Origin of the sequence: Streptomyces fildesensis (assembly GCF_016107395.1) — a bacterium.
GTDB classification, from domain to species: Bacteria; Actinomycetota; Actinomycetes; order Streptomycetales; family Streptomycetaceae; genus Actinacidiphila; species Actinacidiphila fildesensis.
Genome location: NZ_JAAIKO010000019.1, coordinates 47,685 through 62,736, shown reverse-complemented (window position 1 = coordinate 62,736; position 15,052 = coordinate 47,685). Strand labels below are relative to the sequence as shown.

Genomic DNA, 15,052 nt, shown 5'->3' with positions numbered 1-15,052 from the left:
AGTGGGTGACTCGTGGGTCAGATCGTCGAGAGCTGTCAGGCGGGATGGCGGGGGCCGTGGCCTGGGGGCCGTGTGAGGGTGGAGGTGTAGTTCTCGCCATCTACCAAGGGGGTGTCGAGCGTGAGGCCGGCCTCGGCCATGCGGTCGTACTCGGCGAGGATCATTTCTTTGGTGCGGTACGAGCCGTACTTGGCCTCGTCCTTACGGCGGACGATGGGGAAGGTGTCGAGGATGTAGTCGGCGTCCTCGCGGGAGATGCCGTAGAGGTGGAAGAAGAGGGCGTCGAGTTCAGCCTGGATCACAGTGCGTCGGTGTGCGTCCCAGCGGAACGGCGCGCTGGTGTCACCTAGATCGCCCGCGAACGCCGCCATGTCGACTGCCGTGTAGGTGAGTTCTTTGACACGCTGCATGATGAAATCGCGGTGCCGTCCTAGATCGTCCGGGAGTGGCACTGGTACCTGCTCGAATGTGCTCTGAGGAATGCTCGGCTGACTGAAGCTGTTCCTCAGCGCGTAGTCGTAGGGGAATGAGTTGTACGCGGCCACCATGAGCGCGAGCTGTTCGGTGGAGGGACCGGACGACAAGGTCCATCCATAGGAGACTGCTCCCCACGGCAAAAGTGCAGCGATGGACGTGCGCTCGTCGTTGTTGCGGGCGATGCGTCGCTGCCCGAGCAGCGCGGTCTTGCAGCCGGGGCGACGGCGCTCTTGGCGTCTGCGTGTTTCCTCCCGTGTGACCCAGTACTGGGGCTGCACCGTGAAGTCGGCCGTTCCCAGATCGAGTCGGGTGGATTCGCGCGATCCCGCCGAATCGGAGAAACGGTGGTTGTATTGATGCCCCATGCGCCCTTCATAGAGGGGCAGCATCTCGGCGCTGTCTTTTGTGAAGTGGTTGCCGCTATGGGTCCAGCCCTCGGCTTCGAGCGACGAGCGTGTGTGGAAGAGATGCGCGTCTTGGGACATGTGAAACATCCGCCCTAGCGAGACACCCCACCGGTTGCCGTCGGTGCCCTGCACCCTGACCAGAACCGGGACCCGACGATAGAGAGAGAGGCAGACTTCAGCGTCGCGGCGGGATCGGAAGACGGGACACGTCCCGGTGTTGGGATTGAGGATGTCAATCTCTTCGGGGGCAAGCCGGAACGCCTTCTCAGCGTTGTCTAGTTCGGCTGGGTCCTGCAAGAAGAAGGCGAACCAGGCCGCATCCTGGCGTAGCGCGCGGCCGGTGACTGAAAGGACGCTGAACTTGAACGATCGGTGTACGCCCGGGAAGAGAGGCGCCGAGTTCTCGAAGTCGTACAGTGTCGCCAACACACCCGTCGCCACCAGGTCCTTGAAGAAGAACTGGGTCGTCGCATCCGTCGCGATACCGGTCGGCACGATGAGGCCCATACGCCCGCGGCGGTCCACGAGCCGCCGTCCGCCCTCCGAGAAGGCGGCGTACGTGTTGACCGTCCCCAAGCCCGTGAGGGGGTAGGCCGCCGAGTCCCTAATGAAGTGGGCCTCGCCATCTCCCTGCCGCTTGGTCATGGCGAACTCCTCCGCCAGTTCCGGGTTCGTGCGCGGCAGCATGGCAATGAGTTCGCGCCGCGCCGCAGCATTGGCGGCGGCCGCGATGGCGGGGTCGCGCTGCGAGAAGAACTCCTGCTCCTGGAGCTTGATACGTTCCCAGGGTGGATTGCCTACCAGGCAGTCGAATCCGCCGGCCCAGCCCGTGGCCTCGTCCACGTCGATCCCGGACTCAGGCACGGAGAACACCTCGGGGAACTCCAGGTGCCAGTGGAAGAAGCGGTACCGGTCCCGAAGTCGCACGATCTCGGTGTGCGTGGAACGCGGTGCCGCGTCGCTGAACGGGTCCTGGAGATTACGGAAGACCCCTTCCGTGAGCGCAAGCGGGGCGTCCGCTGTCTTGTGCCACATGAATGCCGCGCACCATGCGTCTGCCACGTGCAAGGTATGGACGTAATCCGCCGACTTAGACCAGGTCTGGTACGCGGCCTCCTGCTGTCGTACGTCGGCCAGGCTGTCGGAGGAGGCCCCCGTGATACGACGCAGCTCCTTCGCGAACGCCGTGTTGGCAACTCTCGTTTCTCCGCCCAGATCGAACAGTCCGCGCTGTCCGCTGCGCTCCGCCTTGTTCTGCTTCTCCAATGCCTTCGCGAACTTCTTGTCGTCCCCTTCGATCGGTTTGAAGGCGGCGTCCGGGATGCCGTTCCGCAGTAGCGTCGGGGTTGCACCGATTAGCCCGTTGCCCTGCTTCACGTGAGCGTCCAAGAAGCTCAGCGGCTTACCAGGCTCCAGGGCCTCCAGCCACAGAGACACCCTGGCCAGGTCCACCGCCATGGGGTTGAGGTCCACACCGTAGATGCAGCGGGCCACGACCTCGTGCAGTGCGTGGCGCACCGCGTCCAGCGTGGGCTCGGGATTGCGTTCCCGCACTGCCGCGACCTGCTTGGCGATACGGCGGGCCGCCGCGACCAGAAAGTGCCCTGAACCGCAGGCCGGGTCGCACACCGTAAGAGAGAGCAACTCGTTCACGATTGCGTCCGCTGGATCGGCCACGCCCGAACGCGCAGCCGCCTCCTCGCCGCGTCGCACCGCGTCCTCTATCACCGTATCCAGGCTGGAGTTCAGCAAGCACTCGATAAGCGACGACGGGGTGTAGTAACTACCCGTCGTTTTACGCGTATTGCCTGCGACCTCGACAAGCGTGAACGTACGGTCGGCGGTGCTGTGCTTGGGCTCCAGCTCCAGTAGGGACTCGTACACGGAACCCAGCTCTTCCGCGTCCAGGTGACGGTAGTCGATCGCCCGCCAACGCCCCGAGCTACTGTCCCGCACCTGCGACAAGTGCCGCACGGCGGACAACAGCGCCTCGTTGGACAGCTTCAGGTCACGCAAGGGGGCGTCCGCGTCCGTGTCGTTGAACAGGCCGCCGAGGCCAGGCAGGCCCAGCTCGGGGCGGCCCTTCTCGTCGCCGAGGGCGTCGAGGACGATGCGCAGCGCCTCGTACAGGTCACCGTGTGCCGTACCCCGCCGCTTCCTCGCGTGCGCGCGCAGCCGTGCAGACGAGAAGTACCTCTCGTACCGCTCCCGCGCCTGCGGATCGGCCTTCGGTGACAGCAGCGCGTCCCGGTCCTCGGCCACGAAGACGAACAGCAGCCGGTACACGAGCCGCAGCAGCGCGGCCTGGAGCGGTTTTGGGCGGACGTCCTCGCGCAGGGCCGTGTTCTCCGAGTGGCGCAGGAAGCCCGTACCCAGCGCGGTGATTGCATCCTGGACGCCCTTGCGGAGCTGGTCCAGGGCGCGGGTGCCGGAGGCAATGGCCTCCGTACGCCACTTCTCCAGGCGGCATGCTGACGGCGTCGCGTCTTCCGCCACCTCGAACCGCGACACATGCAGCACCCGGTACAGCAGCACGAACTCGCTGAACAGCTCGCCGTCGAAGATCGCTTCGAGGTCGAACTCTACGTACGAGGCCGTGGCCAGCGCGCTGGAGTCGCGCAGCAGGCGAACCTGGCGGCCGTTGGTAAGGATGCCCCAGAGGTGGGCTCCCGTACGGTTCAGGCACTCCTGGAGCATCGACTGCGGCGGGACCGAACCGGCGCCACCGGGGCGCTTGTCGAGGTCGGCGTTCCAGGCCGTCTGGTGGATCAGGGCGTGCCGCCAGCGGTGGGAGACCGGGAATCTCTTCTCTGCGTCGGAGTCGGCGGTGATGCCCGCCGGGCCGACCTGCGTCAGCGGACCGAAGCCGAGTTCCCGCCAGAGCGGAGCGAGCCAGTCGGCGCCGGCGCGGCCCATCGGGTCCCCCGCCGGTAGGCCCGTCTCCCGATCCTCGGGCAGGTGCTTGCGCAGGTCGCGCCACAACGGTTTCAGGTATTCCCAGCTGCGCTCGGCTTCGTCGCGCACCGAACGGGACGAAGGCAAGCCGTAGTCAGCCGGCTTCGAGCCGGGGACGTCCTTGCCCTCGGAGATCCGTACCAGCATGTCGGCGGGCAGCAGCCCTCCGACCGTGTGGACGGCGGTGAACACCTGGTTGCGGGTTACGGCGGACATCAGGCGGACACTCCAGGAGCAGCGGCCGGGGTAGCGGCGGGAACGAAGGGCAGGTACACGTATGCGCCGAGGATGTCGGCGGGCTTCTGCACGGTGACGGACAGGCCTCGGACGATCTCGCCGGAGGCCTGGCGCACCCGGCGGTGCGAGGCGTCCAGTTCGGCGGCCAGCTCCTCACCGTACGTCTCCAGATGGCCGTGCACATCCGGGAGCTGGGAGAGCAGACGCGTCGTCGTGCGCTCGGCGTAGTGCCGGTCCGTGCTCTCGGCCGCCGTCGCGTCGAGCAGGTCCCGCGCCCGCTCCGGCGGCAACCACTCCGCCCTCCTGGCCGAGCCCTCGAAGGCGATCAGCCGGGCGTCCTCCGCGACGAGCTGCTTCTCGCCGCTGCGCGAGGGAAGCGTGAGGTGGAAGCGGTAGCGGACCAGGAGCAAGGTGGTCATGGTGCCGACCGCATCCGTGGTGACCACACCGCAGCGGCGCGCCGGGCGGGCGCCGTCCGCCTGGGTGTCCAGGGCAGCGTTCAGGATGTGGGAGGCGAGGGCGCCCACTACCGGGTCCGTCCGTACCAGGGCCGCCTCACCCCGCGCCACCGCCGGATCCGCGCGGAACGGGATCGCCCGGTCCTTCTCGATCACCTCCGCGCCCACAACCGGCGCGAGCGCGTCACGCAGGCCGATGGGCGTGCCGCCGACCTGGGCCGTGAAGTCCCCGCCGTCGCCCCGGAGGACGGCACCGAGCGCGCCCAGCGACTCCCGTACGAAAGTGTCGATCTCACCCGCGCCGCCCAGTGCCTCACGGATTGAGGCGACCTCGCGCGCCACCTCCTGCGGACGCACCGAGCGCTGCGCGAACCGCGAGCGCGACTCCTTCTCGCGCTCGGCGGCCGAGTTCCAGTCGCTGTCCAGCTTGGCCGTACTCACCTTGAACGCGTCGGCACTGAACAGCGCGTCCTGGTCCCCGCGTCCCCGCATCAGTAGCCACTCCACGATCGCGTCCGTCACGCCCGTCGACAGTTCGTCGGGTACGGAGACGGAGATGCCGAGGTCCTTCTTGATCTGGCGGTGCTTCTTGATGAGGACTTCCAGGACTTTGCCGTCGATGCCGTTGTCGTCGCCGTACAGGGTGATGACGCGGACCTGGTCCCTGCGTTGGCCGTAGCGGTCGACGCGGCCCTCGCGCTGGTCGTGGCGGGTCGGGTTCCAGGCCAGGTCGTAGTGGAGCACGGCGTCGAAGTGATGCTGGAGGTTCACGCCCTCCGACAGACAGTCCGTCGCGATCAGGACGCGGCGGGCGGCGGCGTCCGTGCCGGCCTCCTCGGCGAGCTTTTCGATGCGCTCCATGCGCTGCTGCGGGGAGAGTGTGCCGGTGACCGCCTTGACGACGGTCTTCGCGCCGAGCGGGCCGCGCTTGCCGGATTCCTTGTCGTTCTCCAGCTGGGCGGCGAGGTACTCGGCTGTCGGGATGTAGCGGCAGAACACGATCGGGTTGTGGCCGTCCGCGAGGAGCGCCTTGAGGTGCTTGATCAGCGCCTTGAGCTTTAGGTCCTTGGCCGGGCCTTCCAGCTGTTCGGCGATGTCGGCGAGCTCCCCGAGGTAGGAACGTGGGTCCTCGGTCGTCTCTGCGCCCGGGGCGACGTCCATGCCCTCCATCGCATCGCTGTCGGCCGCGTCTCTGTTGAGGGGGGCGCCGAGCTTGTCGGCCTCCTCCGCCGATGCGGCGATCGCTGCCGCTGAGCGAGTCCGCAGCGTCTGCGCGGCGGCGCGCGGCGACGACACCAGGGAGCGGAGCAGGGCGATCGCCGACCACCAGGCGATGCGTGCCTCCCGCTTGCCCTGGCTGCCAGCTTGCTCGACGCGCTCACTCGCGTACGCGATCGCGTCGTCGAGCAGGGCCCGGTACTCCGGTGACAGCTTGTACGTCTCGTCCTTGAAGTAGCGGTCCGAGGGGAATGCCGTCCGCTCCGCGAGGGAGTCGTCGGTGAGACCGTCCTCTTTGGTGAGGTACTGGCGTACATCCGCCCGCTTACGCGCCACGAAGTGCTGGGCGAGGAGCTTCCTGCCCGCTTCCGAATCCAGGCTCACATCGGCCAGCTCGGGCTTCACCAGGCCGAGGAGGTTGCGGAACGCGGACTCCTTGCCGCTGTGCGGGGTCGCCGTCACGAGCAGCAGATGCCGGTTCTCGTCCGCCGAGACGCGGCGCAGCAGCTCGTAGCGGAGCTGGTTCTGCGAAGCCGTCGAGGTATCGTCGGCGACCACGCAGGTGTGGGCCTCGTCGACGATTACGAGGTCGGGGCAATGACGTACGAAGTCGTCGCGGTGGCGCGGGGACTTGATGAAGTCCGTCGAGACGATGACGTGCGGGTACTTGTCGAAGAGGGACTGGCCCAGGTCCAGGCCCCGTTCGAGGCGCGAGACCGTCGAGGAGAGGACCAGCTCCGCGTCGATCCCGAACTTCGTGCGCAGCTCCTGCTGCCACTGCTCCGCGAGCGCGGGGGAACAGAGCACGGCCAGGCCGGTCGCCTCGCCCTGCGCGAGGAGCTCGCTGGCGACCAGGCCCGCCTCGATCGTCTTGCCGATGCCGACGTCGTCGGAAATGAGCATCCGGACCGTCTTCTGGCGCAGCGCCATGAGGAGGGGCACGAGCTGATAAGCGCGCGGTTCCACCGCGATGCCGGCGAGTGAGCGGAACGGGCCCGCGCCGGAGCGGAAGCCGACTCGAAGTGCCGTACGCAGCAGGCCCGCCGCCCGCTGGTCGCCGAGGTCGCCCGGTTCCGGCGGCACGAACTTCGCCTCGTTCACCGTCTCGAACGCCGGGAACACCGCGGCGATGTCGTCGTCCGAGCCGCCCAGCGGGCGCAGGACGAGGAGATCGGGCTTGCTCTCGGGGAGCACGACCCATTCCCGGCCGCGGGCTTTCACCAGGGAACCGGCGGAGTATGTGTATGCCATGGCTGTCGTCAAATCCTCTGGTGCAAGGTCAGTTGGCGGCGGGTGAACCGAAATAGCCGGAGTTTGCAGCAGCGATGGCATCCCAGTCGGCGCCGTGCGGGAAGCGGATGACGTCCCAGCGGGCGTTGAAAAGACGGTCCTCGGCGTCCTTGTCCCGGAAGGTGTCCTGCTCGGTGTCCGCCAGGTCCACGAAGACCGCCAGATTCACCCCGGGCAGCCTGTACACGTAGTCGGGGGTCGCGTTCGCCTCCGTGAGGAACGTGCCGGGCTCGTCCGGCAGCCGCAGGCCACGGGCCTTGGCCCAGCCCAGGAAGTCGCCCTGGGCCGCCAGCTCGGCGGCCGAGGCCTCGACCACTGTGGGCTCGGCGGGGGACTGGGCGAGGAGCCGCCGGTACTGCTCCGAGCGCGACTCCCCCCGGGACTCCCGGGCCGCCGTCGCCGACGCGAGCCGCACCAGCAGGTGGCTCACCGAGTGCCGGTTGATGAGCGCGTGGTTCAGCTGGTTGCCGTATGTCAGCAGGCACTCGTAGCAGCCGAGCGCGCACGGCCGGTCCGGGTGCGGGCCCTTCAGATCGGTACCGTCCGTGTCGAAGTGGCAGATCTCCAGTGCGCGTCGGGCTGCCTGTGCCAGGGCGTCGGGCTCCGCCTGGAGACGGCGCAGCACACCGGCCCCGCCCTCCGCCGCCTCCGTGAACAGGATGCGGTTCCGGGGACCGTCGTCCGGCGGCAGCAGCTCGCTGGACAGCTCGGCGTCCTCCAGCTCGAAGGCGGCTTCGATGCCCCGCTCAAGGGCGTACATCAGGGACAGTGCGGCCGGCTCGGGCAGCGGCTCGTCGAGGGTGACGACGAGGATGTTGCGGCGGTCCTCCACATACGGGATGACGCGCTTCTTGCGGCGCCGCTCGTTGCCGTCCGCGTCGATCACCGGCAGCTCGCTGGAGTCGCCGGACGCGTCGGAGGCGTCCTTGTCGTTCATCCAGCGGCCGTCAGCAAGGTCCAGCCAGTAGCCCGGCGGCTCGTCGTTCTTGGCGCGTACCCGGCCGGTGTTGGTGATCCGGACCGTCGCCGAGTCGCCGTACGCCACTTCTGCGAGCACGGCGCCCGAGGTGTCGGTGACGGAGGCGTTCAGGCGGCCCTTGCGGGCGCCGTGGTCCTGGAAGCGGTAAGACGTCTCCAGCTTGTAGCCGGCGCGGCGCCGCTCCTCCTCGTCGGAGGAGATCCGCTCACGGCGCGTGGTGTACACGGTGTGCAGGTGCAGCAGGCCGTACGTTGCCGAGCCCAGCGGCTCGTTGCACATGGCGCAGCGGTCCTCGCGCTGCTCCGGGTCGTGGTGGTAGCCGCACTGCGCGCAGCGGCGGGCTTCGCTGGTCGCGAGGTCGCCCGAGGAGTCCGGCGGGATCTGGATGCGGGTCACCTGGTAGCGGGCGCCCTCGTGGTAGATCAGCGCACCCGGGCCGAATTCGCGGATCGCGAGGAAGCGGGGCCGCTGGAGGTAGTCTCCGTCGCCGCGGCGACGGCCGACCGTCGGGATGTAGGCGGCGAGCGGGAGGCGCGGGAAGCTGTAGCCGGGCAGGAAGCCCTCGGACGCCAGATAGCGATACGGGTTGAAGTCGGAGAGGACGGACTTGCTGTCGGCGCTCTCGTTCATCAACAGGTTCAGCTGTGTCTCGGCCTCGCGGCGGCGGGAGTTGGCCCGAATGCGGTCACCCTCGGTGAGGCTGTAGTCCAGGCGGCGCTTGTTCTGGATGTACTGGTCGTCGAGGGCGGCACGGAACAGCTGACGCCAGCGGTCGAAGGCGTCGTCGAAGCGTTTGGGGACCGTCCGTACGCGGTCCTGGATCCAGTCGTCGTGCCACCACGTTGTCTCGGCGAAGTCGGGCAGGAGCGGGCCGAGGACCCGCAGCGCGGCCTCCACGGTACGCCGCCGGGCGTCCTCGTCGAGGGAGGCAGCCAGGATTTCGGGCAGCAGCTCCAGGGCGGGGGCCGGACGGTCGCCCGGGTCCGGGTACGACACGTCGAGCACCTCGGGGATGGCGCGGCCCAGCTTCAGGCCGGCCTCCGCGATCCAGATGCCCTGCAGGTGGGAGAGGACCAGGTCCTCGTTGGCGAGGTCCAGGCGCGGCGGGGCGACGGCGCCCGCCACCATCCGCTCCGAGCGGCGGAAGTAGTACTGGTCGTGGCTGTTGCCCGTCGCGCAGTACGTGGTCACCAGAGCAGGCTGGCCACTGCGGCCCGCACGGCCGGAGCGCTGCGCGTAGTTCGCCGGTGTGGGTGGCACATTGCGCATCATCACCGCGTTCAGCGAGGAGATGTCGACGCCCAGCTCCATTGTCGGGGAGCAGTACAGCAGCTTCAGCTCGGCCTTCCGGAATGCCTCCTCGCGCTTCTCCCGCTCTTGTGGCGCGACCTGAGCGGTGTGCTCGCGCGCGAAGAGCCCGGAAAGGGAGCCCGCAGCGTCCCGGTACAGATCGCGGAAGAAGGTGTTCACGCGCGGACCGTCGCCGCTCTGGTAGGTGCGCGTCAGTGGGTCGTGCGTGCCCGTCTCGCCCTTGCCGGCCCGCCAGATGAGCGACTGGGCGGCCACCCGGTAGCCGGTCGGGCCTGGGGCGGACGGCCTGCGGTAGCGGCCCGCGCGCTGCGGGGCGTCCGCTACCTCCTTCACCAGACCGGCCTTGGCCAGGACCTTCAGCAGCTCCTCGATGACCACCTGCAGATCTGCGGGATCCAGCTCCTTGAACGCCCCGTAAGCGCGCCGCAGATACTTGCCGAACTTGCCGCGCGCCGACAGGAACAGCCCCGACCGGTCCATCCCCCGGCCGGATGGGTGCGGATAGGCAGTGCCGACGCTGGGCTTGTCGGAGGTGGACAGCACCCACGGGTCCACCAGCCGCTCCTCGCTCGCCCGTTGCAGCGAGTCGAAGTCGTCGCGGAAGTACGACACGTCGATCGCCAGAGAGCGGCGCATCTCGTTGAGCAGCGCCTTCATGACCTCGGCGCGCAGCCCCGGATCCGCGTCGCGCAGGGACTCATGGGTGTGCGCCCATCGGTCCTGCTTGGCCGCGACCCAGGCCAGATCCTCGTAGTCGATCTCCAGCAGGCCTGTCTGCTCCAGGTTCGGCATGGTGATGCGCCAGCCGCGCTCCAGATCGAGGTAGAGCCGGAACGCGATCACGTCGCGGAGGGTCTTAGCGGCATTACGGGCGAGCGCTGGCGGAAGATCGCCCTCACCCGTGTAGTCGGCCGGATCGATGGCGAGCGCGTTCGTCACCGCGGAGGCCAGCTCCTCGTGGTGGACGCCGCCCTCGCCCGCGTCCACAGCAGCCCGGTACAGCGCGCCGCGCAACTGCGTGATCTGGACGAAGTCGTTGAAATGGCCCGCCTGGAGGGACGCGTCCTGTCGGTTGTCGACGAACGTGAGGAGCTTGCGCGCTTCCTTGTCCAGGGCCTCGGCCGGCACCGACTTCAGCGACCGCACCACCGACGCGGAGATCAGCGAGGTCGCGGATGACCGGCCCTCCTGGTCGAGCGTCGCGAGCTTGGCGAAGTCCCGGCCGCGCGTCTGCTCGTACGCCACCCCGCAGTGCAGGCAGAACAGGAAGGGGGAGGGGACGAACGCGGCCTGGAACTCGCCGCGGCCCTCGTAGCCGAGCGGGTCGACGGTGACGGCGCGCGGCACCCGGTCGCGGTAGGACTTCTTCACGACCTCCTGGCCCTTGTCGTCCAGCTCCAGCCAGGACTCGGGCAGTCGGCGGTCGTCCACCGCGTACTGGACGTTCGACGGCCACCCGCGCTCGTGGTCGACGTACAGGTAGCCGTCGCCCTGCCGCCCGCCGGTCGCGGAGGTGTCACGGCGTGCTTCGTACCGGACCACGCCGTCCTTCTCGTTGCGCCATACCGTCAGATACTCCTGACCGCACTCGCGGCAGAAGGCCAGCGGCATCAGCAGCTTGCCGCCGCTGTCCGGCTGTTCCAGCTGGTAGGAGCGGGTGAGGTGGCGGGAGAGCTTGTCCTCCAGGGTGACGTACACCGTGTCTCCCTTGGAGAGGAACTGGTGCAGCCGAAACGCGAACAGTGGCCGGTCCGTCACCGGATGCCGCGCCTGCGATCCGGCCTCCAGGGTGGCGCGGATCGCGTTGACGCAATCGTCCTCGCCGACCCCGGACGCCTCGGCCAGCTCCTTCGCGGCGACCTCGATCTTCGTGGGCTGCTGGCGCACCAGCCGCCCGGTGGCCTCGTCCGTGGCCAGGCCGAAGCGGGTCTCGATCCAGCGCGCTAGCGGATCGCGCACCAGATCGACATAAGAGCGCGGGGCGGCGGGTGACGTGAGGCGCTCGACGGGGACGGCGTCGGGCGTTTCGTCGGTCGCGCGGACGAGGGTCTCGCCGATGACATGCTCTGGAAGCACCGGGGTTCCGAACAGGGTGCTCGCCACCCCGGCGACGACCCTCTTCTGATCCTCGGCCGTGCCTTCCGTGGACATGGTGGCCGAGGTGCCGATGCACTGGACGTCCTGCGCCTGGCAGGCCTCGCGGACCCGGCGGATCAACAGGGCCACGTCTGCGCCCTGCCGGCCGCGGTAGGTGTGCAGCTCGTCGAAGACCAGGAACTCCAGGCCCCGGGCCATCTTGATGAGGCTGGCCCGGTCGGCGGGGCGGGTGAGCATCAGTTCCAGCATTACGTAGTTGGTGAGCAGGATGTCCGGCGGATTGTCGCGGATCTCCTTGCGCCGCTCGTCGTCCTCCTGGCCCGTGTACCGGGCGAAGGTGACCGGCTCACGGCGCTCGCCGTACCCGTCCCGCAGAAACTTCTCCAGCTCCTTGAGCTGACTGTTGGCGAGCGCGTTCATCGGATAAACAATGATGGCCCGCACCCGCTTCCGGGCCTTGGGCCCTTCGGCGTCCCGCTCCTGAAGCACCTTGTTCACGATCGGCACGATGTACGCGAGCGACTTGCCGGAACCGGTGCCGGTCGTCAGTACGTAGGACGCGCGGGACGCTGCCGCATCGATGGCTGCGCGCTGATGCTGATGGAGGGTCAGCGGGCGGCCGTCGCAGACCGTGCCGCCCTCGGTCTTACCCGACTGGAAGATCCGGGCGCACTCCTCGTGCAGCACCTTCTGTCCAGCCAGTTCCACGACGGTGCCGCCACCCTGGAAGAACGGGTTGAGCGACAGCCACGGGTCCGGCCACTGGGACTTGCCGTTCAGGTCTTCCTCGACGAAGGCGGCGATGCGGTCGTCGCGGATGATCGTGCCGCCCTCGGTGAAGGAGCGGTACTCCTTGATGAGCGTGCGGTGGAGACCGAAGACATCCATTCCGGCACCTGAAGCGGTCACCGGCACGGGCTCCGGGGCGGCTGCCGGACGCGCGGGGGTCCGCGTGCCGGGACCGTGGAGGGGACGGGTCGGGTCCAGGGCGCTCCAGTGCGGCAGCTGAGGAGTCGCCTCGGCCTGTCCGACCAGCGGGAGCAGCGCATCACGGGCGGCCACGGCATCCACCGGACGGGCCGCAGGATCCTTTGCGAGCAGCCGGTCGACCAGGCGGGTGAGTTCGGCGGGGACGTTGCTGCGGATCACGGCAAGCGGCGTCGGGGTCTCAGCGACGTGCTTGCGGGCGAGTTCGTAGGGAGACTCGCTCGTGAACGGGGGTACGCCGACGAGCATCTCGTACAGGACACAGCCCAGCGCGTACAGGTCGGCGGCCTGCGTGACCTGCTTGGCCTGGAACTGTTCGGGAGCCATGTAGCGAGCGGTGCCCACGCTGACGCCGGAGCTGGTCAGCCGCGCCTCATCGGGATCGTCGACGATGCGACCCATGCCGAAGTCGAGGATCTTGACCGTACCGCCCTGGGTCAGCATGACGTTGGCCGGCTTCAGGTCGCGGTGGACGATCCCGGCGGCGTGCGCGGCGGCGAGGCCGTTGGCGACCTGGGCGCCGATGGCGGCGACCCAGGAGACGGGGAGCTGCCTCTCCTCCTCGATGAGGTCGCGCAGCGTCTCACCGTCCAGGAACTCCATAGCGAGGTAGGGCAGGCTGCCACTGTTCTCGGCGACCCCGCCGTCGATGAGCCGTGTGACGTTGGGGTGGTCGAGGCGGCGCATGATGCGTACTTCGCGGGCGAAGCGTTCCACGGCCTTCGGATCGGCGCCGGTATCGATCTGGGTCCCTGTGCGGCGGCGCAGGATGGTCTTGACGGCGACATGGCGCTCGGGGGTGCCCTCGGCGGCCTGGAGATCCTCTGCCCGGTGAACCTCCCCCATGTTTCCCTTGCCGATGACGTGCCCGATGCGGAATCTGCCATCGACCAGCTCGTGGCTCACTGCCGCGCTCCTCTGCCCTCTACGCACAATCCCATAGCGGGGTCGCGCCCTCGGTCCCTGCTGCCGCACCGCCCATCGTGGCAGAGCGGTGAGAGTGGCACTCGTCACCGTACACGAGGTGTGTGGTAGGCGATAGAAGTTCAGTCTGTTGACAATGTAAACGCGCCGAAGCTACGCTCTGGTTTGTAGTCGGGTGGGGGTGGGCGGTGTGGGGTATCAGTCCGTCAACGGGCAGAGTGGGCCAGGGTTGAAGGCCGCCCTGGGTGAGCTTTTGGCTCAGGTACGGCGTGCCGCAGTGCGTGGCGTCGTACCCGAGTGCGTCTTTGTGGCGCAGGCTCGTGCGCTCGGGCTCGGTGATGTCGAGCGGGAGCGGCTGAGGGTGGAGCTCGCCCGGCTGGGGTTGTCCGTCCAAGCGTCGGAGGTGCACACAGACGCGGACTGTGCGGCTGTGAATAAGGTTGTACAGGATGGTGAAGAAAGTGTGCCCCCTCGGGGCGGGGTGGTGCGAGCACTTCTGCGGCGTTACGCGGACTCCGAGGGACATGTGACCTCTCGGGCTGTTGACGGCGTCGCCCGACTGGCCGGGCTCGGCGCTCGGGAGACCGCGGAGCTACGGTCGGGCGTGACGGTGCGGGATGCCGTCCCTGCACCGTCCGACCGCGAGGAGGAGACGGTCGAGCCGCTCCCTGCGCCCACCCAGGAGACGGAGTTGGAAGCCGGGGACCTCGCCGCAGCCGTGGCAGCCGCTCTGGTCATCATGGATGACGACCGGTTTCGCCGCCGGGCAGAGAATTACCTCCTCAAGGCCGATGCCGAAGTCGGACTTGCCGTGCTCGTGCGGGGCGGTGCGGACCGTATCGCCCAGGAACCCGATAGGGAAGCGCTCAAATGTCTGCCGTCCGGGGACATCCGGGTCCGGGCCCGGGACTGCATGGTCCTGCACAACCAGCGCCTCGTGCACAAGTTGGTGCCTCGGTATTTGGAGCAAGGGCTGGACTACGAGGATCTGTTCCAGAACGGCGTGCTGGGGCTGATGACGGCGGCGCGGAAGTTCAACCCGGCCAAAGGCTTCAAGTTCTCGACATACGCGACCTGGTGGATCCGGCAGTCGATCAGCCGTGCCATCGCGGACGAGGGTGCCCTCATCCGAATTCCGGTCCATATGCACGAGCAGGTCCGCAAGGTGGCCGGAGCGGAACGCACCCTGGCGGGGCAGGGGCGGTCTACGCGGGCTGCGGACGTGGCGGTCTACTGCGACATGAGCGTGGGGAAGATCGAAGAAGTCCGCAGGCTGAGCCGGCGCACCGACTCGCTCGACCGCGTCATCGGCGACGGCTCGACACTTGGCGACCTTGTCGGACGGACGCACGCCTTGCCCTCGGTGGAGCAGGGCGTGCTGCACGCGATCCAGCTGGAGCAGGTAATGGCGGTCGTCGACTCGTTCTCCGGGCGAGACGCCCGCATCCTCGTCAGACGCCTGGGGCTGGACGGGGACGACCCCTCCACACTGGATGAGCTGGGGCGGGAGTTCGGGGTGACGCGGGAGCGCATCCGCCAGGTGGAAGTCAAAGCCCGCGTTGCTTTGAAGGACCGGCTCCAGGAAGCCGGGATCGTCCACCGCCACGACGACGGGCACGGCCGGGAACTCGACGAGGAGGAGACAGGGCCCGCGGCACGGCGTTCCGTCGGCAATGCTGCGATTGCTGCGGTGGCGCAAGAGCCCCAGCCGG

The 15,052-nt window shown here is 68.4% G+C and carries 3 protein-coding genes and 1 pseudogene; 1 reads left to right on the top strand and 3 read right to left on the bottom strand.

Going from position 1 to position 15,052, the window contains the following annotated elements; translation table 11 throughout:
• Positions 1-35: 35 nt before the first annotated feature.
• From C6N31_RS23640 to C6N31_RS23630, 3 genes are read right to left on the bottom strand one after another with little or no spacing between them, the layout of a single operon-like run.
• A complete protein-coding gene (locus C6N31_RS23640) occupies positions 36-4,055 on the bottom strand; it encodes an Eco57I restriction-modification methylase domain-containing protein (protein WP_198358110.1) in 4,020 nt (1,339 codons plus the stop codon).
• Positions 4,055-7,003 (bottom strand): DEAD/DEAH box helicase, encoded by a 2,949-nt coding sequence (locus C6N31_RS23635; RefSeq protein WP_198358109.1) that lies wholly within the window; start codon positions 7,001-7,003, stop codon positions 4,055-4,057. Before C6N31_RS23635 ends, C6N31_RS23640 begins: the two co-directional genes overlap by 1 nt.
• A 28-nt stretch (positions 7,004-7,031) precedes the next feature.
• Positions 7,032-13,322 (bottom strand): protein kinase domain-containing protein, encoded by a 6,291-nt coding sequence (locus C6N31_RS23630; protein ID WP_198358108.1) that lies wholly within the window; start codon positions 13,320-13,322, stop codon positions 7,032-7,034.
• 757 nt (positions 13,323-14,079) lie between these two features.
• On the opposite strand from C6N31_RS23630, the pseudogene C6N31_RS46950 reads away from it, so the two are divergent.
• Positions 14,080-14,907: pseudogene (locus C6N31_RS46950) on the top strand (sigma-70 family RNA polymerase sigma factor); the annotation flags it as partial.
• Between the last annotated feature and the right edge of the window lie 145 nt (positions 14,908-15,052).